The sequence below is a fragment of the Faecalibacterium hominis (ex Afrizal et al. 2022) genome, assembly GCF_049545105.1.
Taxonomy (GTDB): domain Bacteria; phylum Bacillota; class Clostridia; order Oscillospirales; family Ruminococcaceae; genus Faecalibacterium; species Faecalibacterium duncaniae.
The window spans coordinates 233,074-253,223 of record NZ_CP186860.1 but is presented as its reverse complement, the minus strand read 5'-3'; the positions used below and the strand labels follow the sequence as shown (position 1 = coordinate 253,223).

Genomic DNA, 20,150 nt, shown 5'->3' with positions numbered 1-20,150 from the left:
GCTGCATCGCTCTTTTTGGTTAACGGCAATCAGTAATTCAGACCGAAGCCGCTGCGGTAGTAGTTTCCGTCGGCATCGCAGTAGGCGTAGCTGCCGCCCTTGACGTTGGCGAGGATGGTGGGATCAATGTACTGATCCTTATCGTAGCCGGGCACGTCGTTGGGAGAGGCGCAGATCTCGCGCACCACACCGTCGATCTCCTGCTCGGTGATGGCAATGACGGCGGGGTCAGAGACCATGGTCAGGCTCAGCTTGCCGGTGGGGGCAAAGTCGCCGCTGATGACATCGACCTGAGCGTTCAGGGCGTTGTTCAGGGCAACGGCGCTGACGGTGTACTGGATGGTCAGTGCGTCGCAGTAGGGCTCCAGCTTGTCCAGCAGCCAGGGGTTGCAGACCACGCAGGTGCCAACCACCTTGCCGCCGCGGGCATGGATGGCATCGGCCAGTTCCTTGATCTTTTCCACGTCCTTCAGGGTGACAACGGTGACCTTGTTGCCGGTCTTTTTCTGGCTCTTGTTGCGCTCGCGCTCGTCAGTGACGATCTCACCCATCTCGATGACGGGCATTGCGTACTGGTTGAACACCAGACCGTTGCTGATGGGCCAGACGTGCAGGTAGAGCACATCGGCCTCCTCCGGGGTGGCCACCACGGTGTAGCCCTTCTTTTCAAAGGCTTCCGTCAGGGTCTTGCGCAGAGCGGCATCCTCGTCCGTGTTGCCCAGACCGGCACCCATGGCCTGTGCCATCTGTGCAAAGCCGGAGTCCACACCCTTGAAGGTGACGATGCAGACCTTCTGGCTCTTGGCCAGCGGCAGGAGCTTCTCGTGGTTCTTGACCAGAACAACGGCCTTCTGGTTGGCCTCGTAAGCCTTCTTCTTGGCACCATCGAAGTTGTCCACGCGGGCCTGATCGGCCTTGTCGGGGTCGAGGTAGGGGTTATCCACCCGCTTGGTGCGGAACAGGCTCAGCAGACGGTTGTAGCTGGCACGGTCCAGATCCGCCTTGGGCAGCAGACCGTCCTCCACAGCCTTGACGATGTTCTCGGGGTCGGTGTTGCCACCGATGACATCGGTACCGGCAGAGATGGCCTTGGCGTAGCGCTCAGGCTCGGTGAGGTTCTCCACGCCGTAGATCTGAACGGTGGTGATGCCGGAGTCGGAGTTGACATAGCCGTCAAAGCCCATCTTGTTCCGGGCCAGATCGGTGATCAGCTCCTTGCTGTAAGCGCTGGGCACTTCCTCGGTGCTGGTCACCTCGCCCCGGTAGGTCTGGGGCACAGCACGGCCATCGGTGGCAATACGGGAGTAGTCCGGCATGATGGAAGAGACCTTGTGGTCAAAGGCGCGCTGGAACGGGGGCAGATGATACTTTTCCATAGAGCCGGGGGTGCGGTAGATGCGCCACTGGCCGATGGGCACATGGGGCTCAAAGCCATTCTCAGAGGGGGCATCGCCGGGGAAGTGCTTGATGGTCAGAACAACGGAACCCTCGTTCAGGCCGTTGTCGCCATCCTGATAGCCCTTGACCAGAGCCTCGGCAATATCGCTGGTGACATCGGGACGCTCGCCGTAAGTACCGGAGGTACGGGGCCAGCGGGGGTCAGAGGTCACATCGACCTGAGGGCCGTACATGATGTTCAGGCCCTCGGCCTTCATCATCTTGCGGTCGGTCTGGGCCATCTCATAGACCATGTCGGTGTTGCCGTCGCCAATGACAGCCGCGCCGATGCCCAGAGAGTCCGGGTAACCGATGTTGATGGGGTTGGTGTGGAGAGAGTACGGAATGGCCACGCCGCCCTTGCAGGCCTCGTATTCCAGCATCTGGGTGCCGGCGTTGTGGTACAGGGCCACCATGCCGGCCTCGCAGCGCATGTCACCGCGGTAAACACCGGCGGCGATGTGTTTTTCCAGAACATGGCTGTCATCAATGCTGACGGTCATGCCGGGCAGAGGGCCGGGCATGGGCTTTTCACCGGGGTTGTGGTGCTTGTAGATCTTGCCCAGCTCCAGCTTGCCTTCGGCGTTGGTGGCCTCGGCACGGGTGGGCACCACAGGGCTGTTGAACAGGGTGTTCAGCACAAGGCCTGCCTGCTGATCCAGCCGCAGATGCTTGACCATATCCTCAGCGCGCTGCTCAGGGCTCAGCCGCCAATCCTTGTAGGGGGCCAGCTCGCCGCTGTTGTCCAGATCCTTAAAGTACAGGCCGTCCTTGACGATCACGCCGCAGGTGGTCACACCGATGTCGGGGCCGTTGACGTTGTGGAAGATGACCGGCTCAAGATACTGGTCAATGATCTGCTCGCCCTCTTCCAGAGCGTAGGGTGCAGGGATCACGCCGTCTTTGGCATCTGCCCACTGGTCGGCGCTGGTATATCGTGTCAGCATAATGTTTCTCCTTTGTTTCTGTGCCTGCCACAGCACAGCTGATATATTACTTGCCTGTTTATTATACTTCCAGCGCAGATCGTTCGCAAGCAAACAAATAAAAAAAGTTACAAACTTTGGCGTAGTATACAAGGATGCTCTGCCGGATTTGTGCAACTTTCCCCTATCCTGATCCACAAACCGGGTTCGTTTCCTGCTGACAATGCTACTTAAAAATAACCCCCTCCGTCAAAGCCTGCGACGTTGACGGAGAGGGTTGTATCCTTAATTGATCAGATCATTTGGATGCGGCCTGCGCCGTACGGATCCTCGTAGTTGAGCAGGTAGCCGGGGTAATCGGCCAGCGGGCTGTTGGCGCTTGCCAGATGCGGCAGACCGTTGGCATCCACGCCGCCGAACATGGCTGCATAGCTGGACATGACAAGGTAGTCCTCAGAGACATAGTCCTTGATGAGGGTCGCGCCATCGAACATGGCAAAGCCATCGCCCAGATTGCGCAGGGTGTAGTTCATGCCGGCCAGAGCGTAGGTGGCGTTCGGGTCAAGGGGCTTATAAGTACCGGTGGTCTTGTCGTAGATCTCCACATTGCTGACACGCGGGGTGGCAGCACTGCCGGTCCAGACATTCTTGTCGTCGGTCTGAACGGTGTTGGGGATCATGGGGTGGATCGTGTACCTGGCACCTGCCACCTGCAGGAAGCCGCCGTTCTCCTTGCCCTCAGCACCGGCAAAGCGGGCACCAAACTCCAGAGCGTCCTGGATCTGCTGGCCAGTCACGGACATCAGGCAGGCCACGTTGCCAAAGGGGCTGACGGTCTTGCAGGTCTTGAAGCTCCAGGGGCCAGCCTCCACATCGGTGCGGATGCCGCCGCCGTTCATAATGGCGACATCACAGTGGAGTTCCTCGATCTCGTTGAAGTAGGTGTAGATGCCATCGGCCACGAAGTCGCCGAGGTTGGTCTCGCCGGAGCGGATGCGGCGCTTGCCGGTGGCGGGATCGTTGATGTAGAATTTGGTATCGCCCACTGCGATCTCCTCGCCCAGCATATCGTCCACTGCGCTGATCCAGTTGGAGGCAGTGGCGGCCACGGCAGCATCCAGACCCTCGTAGGTGTTGATGAGCTCAGTGGTGATGGTGCCGTCTGCGCCCACAGTCATCTTGCCGATGTTCTTGAAGTAAGAACCGGTCTGGGTCAGGGTGACTGCCTTGCCGGAAGCATCGGTGACCTGCTTGTTGGCCATCACGGTGTGGGAGTGGCCGTCGATGAAGGCGGTGAAGCCGTGGGTGTGTGCAATGACTTCCTCACTGGTCCAGGGAGAGGAGGAGGGGTCAACGCCCAGATGGCCCAGACCGATGATGGTGTCAGCGCCCCAGAACTCAGCCTTGTCGATGGCCTTCTGAACGGCATCGTAGAGCTTCTGGCCGTCCTCGCCGCCCAGAATGTCGTAGATGTACTTGGTCTGGGCATCGTTCATAAAGTAGGCCGGGGTAGACTTGGTGAAGGTCTCGGGGGTGGTCACGCCCACAAAGGCGATCTTGCGGCCGCCCACAAAGAAGAACTTGACGCTGGGCAGAACGTTGAAGCCGGTGCGCAGATCGACCCAGTTGCAGGAGACATAGGGGAAGTCGGCTTCCTGGATCACAGCCTTGGCACGGGCCATGCCGTAGTCGAACTCATGGTTGCCGGGGGTAGCCAGATCGTAACCGGCCTCGTTCATCAGCTCGATGATGGTAGCGCCGTCATCCATGGAGCCGTAAGCGGTGCCCTGGATATGGTCGCCTGCATCCACCAGCAGCACATCCCGGCCGGTGTCCTCAATGCTCTTTTTCAGGGCAGCAATGGCAGCATAGGTGGGCTTGGGGGATTTGTTGTCGATATAGGTGTGGACATCGTTGGTGTAGAGGATGGTCACATCCGCTTTGTCACCAAAGAAGCAATTGGTCTCCTCCGCAAAGGCGGCGGGTGCACCGACAGAAACTGCGGTCAGTGCCGTGGCAGCACCGGCAGCCTTGATAAAACTGCGGCGGGTAATGAACTGTTTCACAGGGAAAGACCTCCTTTTTATCTTGGGTGCTCTCGGGGTGAGCACATTCTTATTTACAGCTTAACACAGTTCCCCATTTATCGCAAGAGAAAACTGTAAATTCTGCGTCAGGTTCTTTCACAAAAGAGGTGTGGTTTTGGGCGATTTCCTGCAAAATGGCAGAAAAAGGGCAAAGGGCTGTCACTCACCCTCTCAGTCTCGCTATCGCTCGCCAGCTCCCCCAAAGGGGGAGCCAACGCATCTCCAAGGCCAGCAGAAGCTGGATCTGGGAGAGCAATTGCCTCTCCCCTCGGGAGAGGTGGCATTGCGCAGCAATGACGGAGAGGGCTTGCAACAGCCCTTTGCCGCATTCAGGGGGAGGTCCAAAATGGGCCGGAGGAAACAGCGCTTGCTGTGTCAGATGGCATGGTATTCCTTGAGGAACTTCTCAAGGTCGGTGCCCTCGATCTTCTTGAGCACTTCCTTGAGGGCCACCCGCTGGATGAAGGGCAGATCCATATCAGTGATCTTCTTGCCGTCACGCAGTTTGACCGTTGCATCGATCAGGCTGCGGACATCGTAGGTGCTGCCCCAGACCTCGGGCACGCCGCGGTCGATGTTGAGCAGGGTGTAAACCGCTTCCATGCCGGTGCGCATGGAGTACTCGGTGGTGAAGATGGTGTCACGGCCGGTCTCGGCAAACTGGCCCAGGAAGGCGAAGTTGACAGCGCCCTGGGGCACGATGTCGGGGCGGTCGCCGAAGGCACGGGGCATGAAGAAGGCATCGATATAGGGCATCATCACAGGGACAGTGTTGGCGCTGTGCTCTGCCAGCCCGGCAATGTCCTCCTCGGGCACACCGATGTGGTACAGCCACTCCATGCAGATCTCGCGGCCGGTGCAGTCGCGCATGGGCTTCTTGACGTAATCGCCGGGCTTGTCGCTGAACAGGCCGTAGACCCAGACGCAGAGCTGGTTCTTGGGCTGGTCACGGAACTGCTGCTGACGGTTCAGGGTCCAGCTGAGCAGCCAGCTGGAATCCTTGACTGTGACGATGCCGCCGGTGACGGTGTGGCCGCTGAAGGGGTCACGCTTGCAGATCTTCTTGATATACTGGGGGATCTTGTCGTCCAGGGTGGTGATGGTGGCGCTTTCCCAGTTGGACAGCTCCGGCTGAGAGCAGAACTTTTCGGGATGGCCGAAGGAGGGATCCTGCGCGGCGATCTTCTTCCACAGATCCCAGCCGTTGCCCGGCCTGATGGTGGGATCAAAGCCTGCGGCCTTGTCCTGAGCGCCGATGGTGCAGCTCTCCACGCAGCCGCCGTTGGTGATGAAGAGCAGATCGTTCTCGGTGAGGTCGATGATCCTGCTCTCACCCTTGTGATCCACGGTCACGCTGCTGGCCTGCTTTTTGCCGCCCTCGATCCGGAACTGGACATCGGTGACCTTGGTCTCGTACTGGAAGTCAACGCCATGATCCTTCAGGTAGGTGACCATGGGCAGGATGATGGATTCATACTGGTTGTAGCGGGTAAAGCGCAGGGCGGTGAAATCGGGCAGACCGCCGATGTGGTGGATATAGCGCTTGAGGTAGAGCTTCATCTCCAGCGCGCTGTGCCAGTTCTCAAAAGCGAACATGGTGCGCCAGTACATCCAGAAGTTGGAGGAGAACACCTCATCATCAAAGATATCGGTGATTTTTTTATCCTGCAGCTGCTCGTCCGGGGTGAAGAAGAGCTTCATGATCTCCATGGCACCCTGATCGGAGATGGCGAACTTGCCATCGGTGTGGGCATCCTGGCCGCGGTTGACAGTGGCACGGCAGAGGGACTTGTTGGGGTCCTCCTTGTTCAGCCAGTAATACTCGTCCAGCACGCTGGCACCCTCGGTCTCCAGCGAGGGGATGGAGCGGAGCAGATCCCACATGACCTCGAAATGGTTGTCCATCTCACGGCCGCCGCGCATGACATAGCCGATATCGTACTTGTAGCCGTCGCAGGCACCGCCGGGCAGCGGGTCCTTCTCAAACACATGGATGTGGTCGCCCTGCATCTGGCCGTCACGGACCAGGTAGCAGGCGGCAGTCAGGGCCGCCAGACCGGAGCCGATGAGGTAAGCAGATTTATTGTCAACGCCCTCAGGCTTTTTGGGGTGTGCAAATGCTTCGTAGTTGCCACTGGAATAATACATACTGGGAACCTCCTGTAAATCGTATTGGGAAGACTGCGTTCATGGTTCTGTGTCGTCTTCCCTTTCGTTGTGCCTAGTATACCCCAGTGGTTTTTTCAAAACAACAAACAAATCCTGAACAGTGTATAAAATTTATACAAAACACAACCATTGTCGGAAATATGACGAAACTGTGTATAACCCCCCAGTCACCTGCGGTGACAGCCCCCGCTAATAGGGGGGCCTTTGGCATTGCATGAGGCTCTGCAAGTTCCCCTTTCTGCGCAGACTGTACTGTTATGCCAAGGGCTCCCCTACCAGGGGAGCTGGCGCGAAGCGCCTGAAGGGTTTAACCCCGCACGAAAAAGCGCCCGCTTCCGAAGAAACAGGCGCTTTTGAACGTTCACGGATTATTTTGTTTCAGGTGCCACCTCAAAATCGACCTTGCCAAGGTTGATATCGGCGCGGACGATGGTGATCATCATGCTGTCGCCCAGGCTCCAGGTCTTGCCGGAGGCGGGGTCAGAAAGGCGGATGCCCTCGGTGAGGGTGGTGCCGGTGGCGGTCAGGCTGGAAGCAGGCACAAAGCCCTCCACGCCGTTCTCCAGCTCCACAAAGATGCCGCGCTGGGTCACGCCGGAGATGATGCCCTCGTAGCACTCACCCAGATGGCGGCGGGCGTACTCGGCCTTGTAGTAATCCTCGGCCTTGCGCTCGATCTGAACGGCCAGCACTTCCCGCTCGCTGGACTGCTTGGAGGCCTTCTCCGCGAAATCGGTGTAGCGGACGATCATGGTCTCCTTGTCGGTGCCGCTGAGCAGGTCGGTCATCATGCGGTGGATGGCCAGATCCGGGTAGCGGCGGATGGGGCTGGTGAAGTGGGCGTAATCCTTGAGCACCAGACCATAGTGGCCCTTGGGCTTTTCCTCATAGCAGGCCTTGGACATGCAGCGGAGCATTCCGGTGTTGACGATCTGCTCAAACGGGGTGCCGCGCACGCCCTCCAGAATGGCGCTCAGCTCCTTGGGGGTGGGCACTTCCTTGGCAAAGTGGTCGTTGATGCCGCAGGCCTGCAGCAGGCTGTGCAGGCGCTCCAGCTTCTCGCCGTTGGGCTCCTCGTGGACACGGTAGACAAAGGGGATCTGCTTGACCCGGGCAAAGTGGGCGGCGCACTGGTTGGCCAGCAGCATGAACTCCTCGATCATGGCCTCGCTCTCGCCGGAGGTACGCTTTTTCACATCGATACAGTGGCCGTTCTCATCCAGAATGAGCTTGACTTCCCCGCTCTCGAAATCGATGCAGCCGCGCTCCTTGCGCAGGCGGGCGCGGTGGGCGTACAGCTCCTTCATGGCGGGCAGCTGATCCAGCACCTCGGCATACTTGGCCTGGGTCTCGGCATCGGCAGTGCCGGCCAGCAGGGCGTTGATCTCAGAATACACGCCCTTGACCCGGCTGCAGATGATGGATTTGACGAACTTGTAGTCGGTCAGATTGCCGTCCTGATCCAGACGCATCAGGCAGGAGAACGCCAGGCGCAGCTCCTTCTCGTTCAGGGAGCAGATGCCGTTGGAAAGGCTCTTGGGCAGCATGGGCACGACCTGATCCGCATAGTAGACCGAGGTGGCGCGGTTGAAGGCCTCCTCGTTCAGCTCACTGCCGGGCTTGACGTAGTGGGAGACATCGGCAATGTGAACGCCCAGCTCATAGCCGCCCCCAGGGAGCCGGGTCAGGCTGACGGCATCGTCGATATCCTTGGTCTCGGCGCTGTCGATGGTGAAGATGGGCAGAGCGCGCAGATCCATGCGGCCCTTGCAGTCCTCCTCAGACACGGTCATGTCCTCGAACTTCTTGGCCTCGTCCCGCACCTTCTCAGGGAAACGGGTGTGGATGTCCTTGGCATAGAGCAGGGCCTTGGCGCAGCGCTTGGCCTCCTCGCAGCTGCCAAAGCGCATGGAAACGCCCACGCGGTGGTCCTCCTGCCGGGTCCCGCGCTGCAGGATCTCCACAGCCACCTTGTCGCCGTCCTTCGCGCCGCCCTCGCAGTCGCGCTGGATGGTCATGGAGATGGCCGGGCAGTCATCGGGCACGAACTTCAGGCGGCCCTCGATGCGGCGGGCAGTGCCCACCATGTCGTTCTTCTGCTCGAGCACGGCAAGGATCTCGCCCTCATCGCTGCCCTCCACCCGGGGGTGGGCAAACTTTTCCACCAGAACGGAATCGCCGGGCATGGCACCGCGGGTGAAGCGGCCCGGGATGAAGATATCGCCGGATTCATCCTCCAGCATCACAAAGGCAAAGTTCTTGCCCAGCTTGACCACCTTGCAGGGCAGGGCCTTTTCGGCACGGCCGGAGCGGGCAGTGAAGAACACGCCGGACTTCTGGCAGACCACAGCGTCGTGCACCAGCTCGTCCAGAGCCTCCATCACCTTGCGGTCAGCGGAACGGTCGCCGCCGAACTTTGCCTTGAGGTCCTTGACCATGCAGGGCTGATTCTGGATGGCATGTTCAATTTTATCGCGTAATGACATATTTTTCTCCTTAACACTTTTCCGGCATTCTCCAACGGAACCCGGACAACTTCTTTCCCGCGAGAGGTTGCAGACAGAAAAACAGCCCCGCCTTACACGGGGCTGTACACGGGTGCTCAGGCCAGACGGCTGGCGAACACACAGGCCAGGATAGCCACCACAAAGAACACGATGCCTGCAATGCGGGTCACCTTGGCCAGCATCTGATCCGCAGGGGTCAGGCGTGCATTGTTGGCACCGCCCACACCACCGTTGATGGCACCGGCCAGACCCTGACCGTGGGTGTGCTGCATCAGGGTGAGGAGGATGATGACGGCCGAGACGACCAGCAGGATGGCACCGCCGACGATTTCAATGACAGACATGGATGGAACGCTCCTTTTATCTTTAGTTTCATAGAGACTGCATACAAATACAAGTGTATGATAGCACAAAAGCCCGGGAAATGCAAGAAAAACCGTGGGCTACGGGGCCAGAATTTCCAGCCCTGCCGCCACCCGGGCAAAGATGGCCGCGCTGGAAAAGGCAGGCTCGGCCTGCGTGTCCTGCAGCACCACGATGGTATAGCGGGGCTGCTTTGCCGGGACAAAGCCCGCAAACCAGTAATTTTTCAGCTCTGTACCGCCGGAAAACTGGCCGGTCTGGGCCGTGCCGGTCTTGCCCGCCGCGGTCTGGCCGGGCAGGGCGGCCTCATGGCCGGTGCCCCCGGCCACTACACCCGCCAACAGGGCCTGCAGGGCGGCGGCGGTGCGCTTTGTGAGCACCCGCCTGCTCCGGACATGGGAAAGCGCCGTGAGGGGCGCGCCGGTGGTCTCGTCCAGAGTGGTCTCCAGCAGCAGCGGGGTGCGGCAGATCCCCCCGCAGGCAATGGTGTTCATCATGGCGGCGACCTGGAGGGGGGATGCCAGCAGCTCCCCCTGTCCAAAGCAAAAATTGGCGTAGGCCCCGCTGGACGCAAGAGCCTCCCGCTCCGGCAGGACCCCAGCCGCCGTGTGCAGGGCATCGGTGAGCGGGATCGCCTGCCCGAAGCCCAGCTGCTCTGCCATGGCGCGGACAGCATCGGCCCCCAGCGCCTGCCCCAGCCGGATGAAGTAGCCGTTGCAGCTCTTTTCCAGCGCGCCGGCCAGATCCACCTCACCATGGGGGATGCCGCCCGCACAGCGGAAGATCCGGCCATCCACCGCGCACCAGCCGGGGCAGGTGTAGACAAAGCCGCTCTCCCCTGCCTCCAGCGCCGCTGCCGCCACCACCGGCTTGAACACCGAGCCAACGGCATAGCACTGGAACGCCCGTTCCAGCAGGGGGCTGTCCGGGGCGTTCAGGCTGGCCGAAATGTTTTCCGGATCATAGCCGGGGCGGCTGACGCAGGCCCGCACCTTGGCGTTGGCGGTGTCCAGCACCAGGATGCAGCCGCTCTGCATCGTCTCGTTGGCCACGGCTTCGGCGGTCTGCTGGATCTCCCGGGAAAGGGTCAGCTGCACCCCCACAGCACCGCTGTCGGCGGGAGTGAGGACGGGCTCGGCCCGCAGCTTTCCCTGGGCGTTGACGGTGCAGAGCAGGGTATCCCCCGCCCCGCTGCCGGTGAGCAGATCATCAAAGGCGGCTTCCAGCCCGGCGGCACCGTGGCCCTCGCCATCGAGATACCCCAGCAGCTGCACTGCCAGCGGGGCGGCAGAGCTTCGTCGTGCCGCTGGCCAGCAGGAAACGCCCAGCGCGGAAACATCCCGGTCCACCTCCAGCAAGAACGGGGACGCGGCGTTCCGCTTCTGGTAGAGCGCCGCCTGCCCAGCTGCATCGGTGTAGGCGAACAGGCGGGCATAGCTGCCCTCCCCGGGCACGCAGAGGGCCATCCAGCGGGTGGTCTGCCCCGTGAGGAGCTGACCCCTGTGATCATAAAAATTGCCCCGCCGGGCGGGCAGGTGGAGGGTGACCACGCTCTGCGCCGCCGCACGGGCCCCGTAGGCCGTGTCGGAGCAGAGCCAGTACAGGCGGCAGACCACCGCCGCAAAGCAGAACAGCAAGGCCCCATACAGGGCCAGCACCCGTTTGCCGGACATGAAAACGCCCCCTCTCCCGTTTAGGATGGGCAGGAAAGGGGGCCTATAAACAAAAAAGAAGGCAGAGCCTCCCGGGTGGGAAGTTCTGCCTTCTGCGGCGTATTGAATTGGTACGGGGAGCCGGTGCGGCTTAGTACATGCCGCCCTTCCAAACCACACTTTTGGAGCCGTATCACGAATATCGAGAAACGTAGACTTTTGTAGAATTATCAAGGCCACAAGCCGATTTTTCCAGATTCTCCGTTTTTGCACGATCCACGCTTTTCTACGCAAATCTACGCCACTTACCGGGTGATTGGCGTAAGTTTTGGCGTAAGTTTCGGCGTAAGCAATTCCGCTTCATGCGTCGAAAATCACAGGTTGCCGGCGATCTGTTCAAAGGCTCTTTCAACCGATTCAAAGCTGCTGTGCGTGTAGACATCCAACGTCACACTGGCATTGGAGTGTCCCATCAGGTATTGCAGGCTTTTTACATCCAGCCCGGCTTGCTGAACATTGGTGCAGAAGGTGTGTCGCAGCACATGAGGTGTAACGCGCGGAACAGGTTTGCCGTACGCCTTCTCAAACTTTCCCTGCACGCCACGCATATAGTTTTCCAAGTGCATTGCCACCTTCGGCATTCCGGACTTGTCCAGAAAGAGAAATCCGCTGCAGCCATCCACCAGTGCTTCTACCTTTGTGGATGCTCTGGCTTTTACTACACGCCGCAACGCTGCACAAACAGTATCTGTCATGGGAACATTGCGGATACCGCTTTTTGTTTTCGGCGGTGTGACAAAGTAGGGCTTTTCAGCCGTCCGGCAAAGCTGCCGCCGGACATGGATACAGTGCCGTTCAAAGTCGATATCTGCTCGTGTCAGGCCATACAACTCACTCACACGCAAGCCGGTTCCCATAAGAATGACGATATCATCATAATAGTTGCCGCCATAGTCTTGAACGAATTGCAGATATTTCTCCTGCTGTTCTCTGGTCAGGGCATTGCGCACATAAGCGTCCTTCGGCACAACGTCCGACAGCTTGAACTTAAATGGATTTTTGCGGATAATGTCATCCTCTACCGCCATCTCAAACGCCGGTCTGATAACACTTTGCAGAATTCCAATGGTGTTTTGCTTGAAACCGCTGTCATGCAGAAACACGAACCAGCCTTTCGCATCGGACAATTTTACCGTTTTGATGGCTTTTTGCCCGAAAGGGTCAGCATGAATCCGCTTGACCGCTGTGTTGTACGACCGAAGTGAATTGGGTTTCAACCCACGCTTCAGGTTCATATAGCGGTCAACCAGATCAGCCACCGTCATCTCTCCGGCGGCGTAGTCGATGCCGTCTGCCAGATCGCGCCACAGTTCTTCCTCTTTTTTCCGCAGCTCTGTCAGGGATTTAGCGTAAATACAACGCCGTTTCTTGTGGATATCGGTATAACGATAGTCGTAGGTGCCGTTTGCTCTTTGGCTTTCGCCATCCTTCAAAACACGGCCCTTGCTATCTTTGCGCTTTTCAGGCATTCAGAAGCTCCTTTCTGTGAAAAGCGCATCTATAAGGTCAGTGTCAGTATAACACATCAACCATGCGATTTCCACCCGCAGCGAATGAGAAAAGGACGGTTTCACATTTGCAGCCTTTGGCAGCCTCTCAAATAGAATATGCTTGCTCGACAAAGCAATCGAACAGGCGACGTTTGATCAGACGCTTGTTTCCCACCCAAAGGACGAATTTGCATTTATCTTCATTCGTAATTTCACGCAGTTTGTTGATGCCAATGCCAGAGTAAGCCGCAGCTTCCTCCAGCGTTAAATTGCTCTTTTCCCAAATCGGAACTTGTCGGGACTTGGTCCCTCCATCTTGCTGATGCAAGACCGTTCCGTCGCTTAAAGTCCCCACTGGGGACTTCATTGCTTCGCAAACGCGAACTTCCTTCATAGGCAGACCTCCACTTCCTTGTAACCGAACGCCTGTAACCGTGCAGGAAAACTCTCTTTTTCTGCACACAGGGCATCCGGTGGGCTTTATACTTTTTCTTCTCTTTTTAAGGTTACATGGTTACAGAAAGAGAAAAACACAGCAGTCATGCGGTTTTTCCGCCGTAACTGAGGTGTAACCGAACCTGTAACCAGACGTGTAACCGCTGCTCGTCAGAAGGGAAAGCCCAGCTGCTTGGCTTCCGCATCCGTTATTTCGGAGAAATCTTCAGCCCCGGTTTCGGGGCTGGTTACGCGCTCCCAGCCTTTCTGAACGCCGTACTTCGGGTAACGCTTGGCGGTTTTATGAGCCTGCCAGCCTTGAATATCGCCGCGCGAAATTCCGGTGTTCATGATCTCGCAGATAGCACGGGTCTCCCACTCTGCCGGGATGTTCGTGTTGCCCAGCGCTTCCGCATAAAGCTGCTTGGAACACACCCGGTCACCCGTGTAGTCCTCCAGAAAGGCATAGATCATGCCAGCCTGCGCGTCCTCCTGCATGAAGTCCTGCTGATGGACTTGCAGCGTTTCCTGCATGGCGGGGCTGAATGCCAGCTTGTAATTACCGCTGTTGTAAATCGTCATGGCTTCTGCCCAGAGCTGGTCGATATAGGTGCGAGATTCCTCCTCATTGTCCAGAATGTAAACTTCGGCCAGTTCCGCATCCACCGGGATGGGGATGAAGCGGCGGTTGCCCGTGCGGTCACGGGGCAAAAAATCCTGCCGATTGGTCGTACCAGCAAAGACGCACTGGCGCAGACGGTCGGCAGGATGAGTCTCGTAGGGGACTTTATAGGTCTCCTTCTGTTTGCTGAGAAAACTCTTGATCTCCTCGATACTCTTGGCATTGGCGGTGGCAATCATCTCCGACATTTCAATGATCCAGTGACCTTGCAGCTTGCGGTACACGTTGTCGTCGTCCAGCCGCCGCAGGTCATCCGAGAACCATTCATCCTTGACTGCCAGCAACCGGAAGAAAGTGGACTTTCCTGGGTCTCGCCTGTCGGCTCGGTCGGTGCTTCAAAATGCCTGCAGCATTTTGAGGTCGCCACTGGCGACCCGCACCCTTGCCCGCCCACCAGACAGAGCATGGTTTCAAATTTGCATCCCGGCTGGAACACCCGTTTGATGGCTCCCAGCAAGAAAATCTTCATGGCTTCGCAAGTGTATTCGTCCTCCGCAGCACCGAGGAAGTGGTGCAGGACGTGGGCTATCCGCTCTATTCCATCCCATTACAGGCCGTTCAGATAGTCCCGGATGGGATGATAACGGTTCTCGTTGGCAACGATGCGGATAGCAGATTCGATTTTCTTTTCGCTGGAAATGCCGTACTTCTCCATTCTCCGCAGGATATACTTCATGTCAGTGTCGTTCAGCGTCTTGCCGGAGCGGGGCCAGCCCACAGGCTTTACAATGTCAATGCGTTCACTCAAAAGGTTCAGCCGGATGGCATCGGCCAGCACATGGTCGTTCTGCAAAATCGTGATGCAGTTCTGGATCGTCCGCTGGATCTCGCCGTTGGAGTGCTTGGTCAGCATTTCTTTCACATCGGCAACGGTTCGGGGAGCACGTTCTTCTTGATTGACTTCTTTGCTCAATAAACATCACCTCGTACTATTATTGAAAACGACTTTTTGACTTCTCGGCGGTAGGCGGTGCAGATGGATTCCGCTGCGCCTGTTCTGCCTGCAAACGGCTCAACAGTTGCAGAACGGAATCCCGTGCTTTCTCCTTGACCTGATCCCTGCCTTTCTGCCGGACATCCGGTCTCGGGAGCTTTTCCTGCAAGCGAGTAGCAGTGGTCTGCATGGTCTTGAGGAACTTGTCCAGCACGGTGTCCAAACGGTGAGCGGCGTACTCTCTCGTGGCCTGCGGAGCATTGCGTTCAGGGGACAGCAACCACTTCTTCGTGTCCTCGATCATCCGCATATCCTCTTTCCGGGTCTCGGTGCGCACCACGTCCGTCACGACCTCCACCGCCTTGTCGTAAGCCGCAGCCGATACCTCGTCGATCAGTGTTTCCATGTCCGAAACTTTCAGGGTCAGCTTGTCCAGCTTGTTCTGCTGGGCGGCAAGCTGCTCCTTCTGCTTTGCAAGGATGAAGTCCTGCTTTTCCAAATACTTGCGGTTGCCGTACTCCGCTTCTTCCTCCAATTCCAGCCCATGCCGCTTGGCGATCTCGAATAGCATCTTTCGACAGGCGGCATCGAAAGTGATCTTGCGGTTGTTTCGGCGGCTGAGGGGCTTATCCGGGTCGGGCAACTCAAAGCCCAACGCTTCCAACGTCTTTTCCTGCTGGGGTGCCACCTCACCGTATTTGTTCTCACAGTCGAACACATGACGCTCGTGGATGTGGGGTGTGCTTTCGTCCAAATGCAGCGCCCAGTCCAGCACATGAACGTGGTCGCCAAACTTTGCCTTGAACTCCTCAATGAACTCGGTGACGATGTTCAGCAAGTCCTCTGCCGAGGCGTGTTCATCCAGCGTTCCCAGCTGATAGATGGTTTCTTCCGGGCAGGTCTTGCGGCTGGACAACAGGTCGGGAATGGAGCGGTTGCGCTCCGTGTGCCGGATCTTGGCATTGCGCTCGTTCTGGCTTTCGATAAAGGCCGTGTAGTGGGTCTCGTAGAACTGCCGTTCTACATCTGAGAAGGTCGCTGCCAGATCATCCGGGTCTTGTGGGTCGAGAGCCGAACGGAAACCGTGGAAGCAGTCCCAGTAGATGTTGCCCTTGGCTCGTTCCGGGTCGATGTGCTCACTGTTGGCAAGGTTGAAACTGCGGTCATTGTGTTTTGGGTTATAGGTGCCGTGGGTTCCGGCTCGTCCGTTGTGTCGCGTTAATTTCAGATAGACATCCCTCCGTTTCAACAGCTTGGCGGGGAAAGCGCAGCAGCGAAGCTGCTGGATCTGCCGCCATTTTGCGCCAGATAATACCCAGTAGGATATGACGCACAGCATCATATCACTGGGCAAGGCGTTCCCCCTTGACTCCCTTCAACGGGCCATTTTGGCCCGTTGATTTTGGCAAGCTGGCGGTCAAAGATTTGCGAATCCCTGTCCACCAACTTGTCCGGCTTTTTCAGTTGGCCAAAATGACCAACTGATTCTGTTACGGGTAGAATCAAGTGCCGGGTGGCGGCACCTGATTTTCAATAGGCCTTGCAGCGTTACAGGTGGAATCAGGTGGTCATCTTGACCACCTGATTTTTACGAGTGGGAGTGACGTGTTACAGGTAAAACCGAAGTTATCAAAATGAGAACTCCGGTGGCTCTGCCACGGATGAAATCAAGTTACCATTTTGATAATTTGATTTCAGATGACAGCCCCAATTCCCACTTTGGGGATTTGGGAGTGAGCGATTAGGCGTTACGGTAAAGTGGTACTTCCCAAAATGGGAAGCACCACTTTACAGGATAGAAGCAGCATTCGCTTTGCGCTGGCGGTAGTCTTTCTGCCGACAGGCATTGCTGCAATATCTGGCATCTGCCCGAATCGGTAAGAACTGCTCCCCGCAGCAAGCGCAGGTATACTTTCCTCGCTCAACGCGCTTTTTAAGGCTTTTCCGCAGATTCAGCATCTTGTGACCGCAGGTTTGGAAGCTGCAATACTTGCGGTTCCGGGTCTGGGTGTAGATGACCTTGCGGCAGTATTCACATTGGATTCTGCGCACACTGGGGTCGCCATCAATGAAATATTCCATCAGGGTGTCCTGATTTTCACGTTCCCATTGTTCTGTTGTCATAGGCATCCTCCTTTGGCTGTTACGGGTGTGTGGTGGATAATGAAAAGCATTATTTGCCCCAAATGTTACGGGTATATGGTGATTACCAAAATGGTAACCACCACTTTTACATAATAAAGCGTTACGATTGTCTGGTTGGTGATCAAAATGATCACCAACTAAAATCTGTGCGTTATGGCTGGGTGGTAAGTGGACATTTTGTCCATTTACCACTTCCAAGTGGTGAGTTGCGGTTTTCGTAACCCGCCACAGAACGATCGTGTTACAGTAATCTGGTAAGTACCGGAAATCAGCACTTACCAGATTTCACCGTGGCTTGACAAAATGTCGAGTCGAGGTCAAACGTAACACGAACGGAGTCAATGTGGACAAATTGTCTACATTGATTCAAGCTGCGGCCAATTTACCTCATGTAGACAATTTGTCCACATGAGGTAAGCCGTAACACATAAGGTTTTTCTGGTGAATGACACAAAGCGTCATTCACCAGATCAACTGGCCATTTTGACCAATTGATATTGGGTGTGCCGTTCTCCCTGCATGGATTTCCTGCCCCCTTCCGGCGGCGTTTTCCGGCTCTCCCTTGCGGGGTCATCGCCGGGTATCCCATGCAGACGGTCATGCGGTTTTCAAGGTGCGGTGCTGGATTTGGCAATAAAAAATCGCCACACAACAACCTGAACCTGACCATCCCTTCAGGGATGGCCTTGATTCGGGTTCGTTATGTAGCGATAAGAAAGTCAAAAACTTGCTCCGGCTCCTTCGGGAGCCGAGCTGGAACTCTAAGTAAATATGTTATATTAAATTGTTGAGATAGACTACCACAAAAATCGAGCCATGTCAACAAAAAGTTTTGAAAATACGATACTTTCGGCAGCTTGCAAGAAAATGTAAGGGGAACTTTGGCAAAAAGATAGAGAACAAGGTAGCCTATCCTGTTTGATATGGTGTTGTGAACTCGAAAATCATCTAGGTTATGAAATAACCGCCAGTTTCAAGTCAAAGTTGAAAGCTGACGGTCTGGTTTACAAAATGGCTTTGAAATTTGGAAAGCCCCCTAGGAGTCTCCGTAGCGTAAGCCAACAATTCGTCAGCATATAAACGGCATTTCGTTTTGCGGAATGTTTATTGGGAACACCTAAACCCGTAAACCGCATCCGTTAGATGAAGCCTGCACTAGCATACTGTCGCATAACTGTCGCTTGCGATTATGTAGAAGTCAGTATTGGTTTTTCTATATTATTAGCTTTTCAGTCCATTCCGTTTTTTCATCGGTAAACCGCAACTTCCAAATCATAGCGTTAATGTTGATTTTCTGGCTCTTATGGGTTAAAATGAACTTAATTAGCAAATGGTCAAATCCATCCACTGAAAAAGAGGTGACTTTCATTGAGTTTTGAAGCAGATGACAAACACGTCTACGACCTTTTCACCAAGCGTTGTTATGGAACGCCCCGAAACCAGCGACAGTATGTATGGAACAAAAGAAACTGGCAAGAGTTATTTGATGATGTCTTGCTCGTTGCTACCGGAAAAGAAGCAACCCACTTCATCGGAAGTATCGTTCTTTACAAAGAGAACGACCGCAAAAACGGCATCTCATATTTTACAATTGTAGATGGTCAACAACGAATTATTTCCCTAACAATTTTTCTTGCAAGTGTAGCCTTTTGCCTTCATTGCTATGAATTTGACGACGAATTTCGAGGAACAAAGCAGTATTTGTTCACTCGTGACGATTTAAATCAGGAAGCCATGGTCATCAAGTCTGAGCAATATATTGCACTAGAGCGAATTATTACTGGACTCTTTTCAATTTCTCCAAATATGGCAAAGCGTTTTGAAACCGCAGCACTTGTAAAGCAGTTTTCTCAAAACAACAAGAATCTCGCAGCTGCCTTTGTGTTTTTCATAAACAGCATCTATAAACATATTGAAGAATCTACTCTTTCCCCAATTCAAGTCCTACTCAATTTACGAACCGCCATAACGGACAATCTGCTATATGTTGATATTACCGCATCTTCCGAGGAAGATGCGTACACGATTTTTGAGATTTTAAACGCTCGCGGCTCAGCATTGGAAGGGCATGAACTATTAAAGAACTTTATTCTAAGAGGCATTAGACCCGATGGAGATGTCGACACTGCGAAAACCACTTGGTCGGAGATCGAATCGCTTTTAGGTAACAACATCGAACGCTTTGTAAAACATTATGCAACCCACAAATATAGAACCTCTGTTCAGGAAGGTATCAGCGATTATAAACTCATTCGTGATTCCAACAAAGGCATTCCAACTGTTCCGCTTCTTGACGATATTTATCAGAAGTCCATCTACTACAACCGCCTTCTTTCTCCTTCTCAATCTGAGGAATCTGCAAACTGTTCGAATGTTGAATTTAAAGTGTATGCTTTTTTCAAAAAGCATCGGCAAGAACAAATTCGTCCTATCCTTTTAAGTCTAATTCATCAATATGAACTCGGTCACCTCAGCCAAGAGAAGTACGAGGAGACCCTTCTGTTTCTCTATGATTTTTTCATCTGCTATACCATTATTGGACAAGAAAATTCGAACAAAATAACAAATGCGATTTACAAAAATTCCAGTATTCTCGAAAACCACTACTCCGACTCCGCATTGGAATGCTTTATCTCAGAGTTAAAGAATAAACTTCCCAGCAAAGAAGTCTTTCTCAAAGCATTCTCCAATTTAGGGTGGTCACATCACGCTGGGTATTACGACGATGACCGAAACAAGGAACGTGTGCAAGTTGTTTTGGAAGTCCTTGAACGATACAAATGTGCCAGTAAGCAGTGTGCTGCCTTCACGATCGAACATATCTTGGATGATACAAATTCCCCTGAAAATGGCATTATTGGGAATTTGATTCCTCTTGAAGACAGCCTAAATTCACGGTGCAATGGAAAAGATTTCGCCAGCAAACTTAAAATTTATGAAACATCAATGTTTTATACCGCACGGAATATCGCTCAGCGATATGCTGGAAAGTCCACGATTGATATAAATGAGCGGACGAATATCATGGCAATGGACTTCTACAATCGTATCTTGAAATCCAGTATCTGCTCGGTTCAAAAAAACACCAATGATACAAAGATGCGCAAGCAAGGGATCGAAACCAAGTCCACCATCAAAAAAACCATTGGAAACATGATGAAAAAAGCCAATCATTCCACACCTGAAAACGATTTGCCGGACGTTCAACAGCTTTCATTTTTGTAACAGGCATAGCACAAAAAGGCGGCCATCTGCACCCATGC

Annotated in this window: 11 protein-coding genes and 1 pseudogene; 1 reads left to right on the top strand and 11 read right to left on the bottom strand. The window is 55.1% G+C overall.

From position 1 onward, the window contains the following. Window positions 1–29: 29 nt before the first annotated feature. From ACKXGA_RS01190 to ACKXGA_RS01140, 11 genes and pseudogenes are all read right to left on the bottom strand, one after another. Complete coding sequence (locus tag ACKXGA_RS01190) at window positions 30–2,384, bottom strand: glycoside hydrolase family 3 protein (protein ID WP_423729890.1); 2,355 nt, start codon at window positions 2,382–2,384, stop codon at window positions 30–32. Window positions 2,385–2,656: 272 nt separating this feature from the next. Continuing rightward, window positions 2,657–4,429 (bottom strand): bifunctional metallophosphatase/5'-nucleotidase, encoded by a 1,773-nt coding sequence (locus ACKXGA_RS01185; protein ID WP_423729889.1) that lies wholly within the window; start codon window positions 4,427–4,429, stop codon window positions 2,657–2,659. A 396-nt stretch (window positions 4,430–4,825) separates the two neighbouring features. Beyond that, complete coding sequence (locus ACKXGA_RS01180; protein WP_423729888.1) at window positions 4,826–6,598, bottom strand: oleate hydratase; 1,773 nt, start codon at window positions 6,596–6,598, stop codon at window positions 4,826–4,828. Window positions 6,599–6,987: 389 nt separating this feature from the next. Then, a complete protein-coding gene (gene rnr / locus ACKXGA_RS01175) occupies window positions 6,988–9,105 on the bottom strand; it encodes a ribonuclease R (protein WP_117503916.1) in 2,118 nt (705 codons plus the stop codon). Between the two features lie 116 nt (window positions 9,106–9,221). Next, the gene (secG, locus tag ACKXGA_RS01170) at window positions 9,222–9,470 is read right to left on the bottom strand and encodes a preprotein translocase subunit SecG (protein WP_005932601.1); all 249 of its coding nucleotides are present in this window, start codon (window positions 9,468–9,470) and stop codon (window positions 9,222–9,224) included. Window positions 9,471–9,569: 99 nt separating this feature from the next. Then, entirely contained in the window at window positions 9,570–11,162 is a 1,593-nt protein-coding gene (locus tag ACKXGA_RS01165) for a peptidoglycan D,D-transpeptidase FtsI family protein (protein WP_423729887.1), read from the bottom strand. Window positions 11,163–11,515: 353 nt separating this feature from the next. Next, window positions 11,516–12,670 (bottom strand): site-specific integrase, encoded by a 1,155-nt coding sequence (locus ACKXGA_RS01160; protein ID WP_097783630.1) that lies wholly within the window; start codon window positions 12,668–12,670, stop codon window positions 11,516–11,518. A gap of 127 nt (window positions 12,671–12,797) precedes the next feature. Then, window positions 12,798–13,085 carry an excisionase gene (locus tag ACKXGA_RS01155; protein ID WP_015538067.1) on the bottom strand — a complete coding sequence of 96 codons (288 nt, stop codon included), beginning with the start codon at window positions 13,083–13,085 and terminating at the stop codon, window positions 12,798–12,800. A gap of 212 nt (window positions 13,086–13,297) precedes the next feature. Then, window positions 13,298–14,661, bottom strand: a pseudogene (locus tag ACKXGA_RS01150) (VapE domain-containing protein). Between the two features lie 79 nt (window positions 14,662–14,740). Then, a complete protein-coding gene (locus ACKXGA_RS01145) occupies window positions 14,741–16,084 on the bottom strand; it encodes a hypothetical protein (protein WP_423730379.1) in 1,344 nt (447 codons plus the stop codon). A gap of 446 nt (window positions 16,085–16,530) precedes the next feature. After that, window positions 16,531–16,866: a CGNR zinc finger gene (locus ACKXGA_RS01140; RefSeq protein ID WP_015538065.1), complete on the bottom strand. Its 336-nt coding sequence runs from the start codon at window positions 16,864–16,866 to the stop codon at window positions 16,531–16,533. A gap of 1,389 nt (window positions 16,867–18,255) precedes the next feature. Between ACKXGA_RS01140 and ACKXGA_RS01135 the strand changes: the two genes are divergently transcribed. Next, entirely contained in the window at window positions 18,256–20,112 is a 1,857-nt protein-coding gene (locus ACKXGA_RS01135) for a DUF262 domain-containing protein (protein WP_097783629.1), read from the top strand. Window positions 20,113–20,150: the final 38 nt, after the last annotated feature.

Bases quoted from the DNA above. Each gene is read 5' to 3' on its own strand.
- ACKXGA_RS01190 (WP_423729890.1), bottom strand. From the start codon at position 2,384: ATGCTGACACGATATACCAGCGCCGACCAGTGGGCAGATGCCAAAGAC.
- ACKXGA_RS01180 (WP_423729888.1), bottom strand. From the start codon at position 6,598: ATGTATTATTCCAGTGGCAACTACGAAGCATTTGCACACCCCAAAAAG.
- rnr (WP_117503916.1), bottom strand. From the start codon at position 9,105: ATGTCATTACGCGATAAAATTGAACATGCCATCCAGAATCAGCCCTGC.
- secG (WP_005932601.1), bottom strand. From the start codon at position 9,470: ATGTCTGTCATTGAAATCGTCGGCGGTGCCATCCTGCTGGTCGTCTCG.
- ACKXGA_RS01165 (WP_423729887.1), bottom strand. From the start codon at position 11,162: ATGTCCGGCAAACGGGTGCTGGCCCTGTATGGGGCCTTGCTGTTCTGC.
- ACKXGA_RS01160 (WP_097783630.1), bottom strand. From the start codon at position 12,670: ATGCCTGAAAAGCGCAAAGATAGCAAGGGCCGTGTTTTGAAGGATGGC.
- ACKXGA_RS01155 (WP_015538067.1), bottom strand. From the start codon at position 13,085: ATGAAGGAAGTTCGCGTTTGCGAAGCAATGAAGTCCCCAGTGGGGACT.
- ACKXGA_RS01145 (WP_423730379.1), bottom strand. From the start codon at position 16,084: ATGATGCTGTGCGTCATATCCTACTGGGTATTATCTGGCGCAAAATGG.
- ACKXGA_RS01140 (WP_015538065.1), bottom strand. From the start codon at position 16,866: ATGACAACAGAACAATGGGAACGTGAAAATCAGGACACCCTGATGGAA.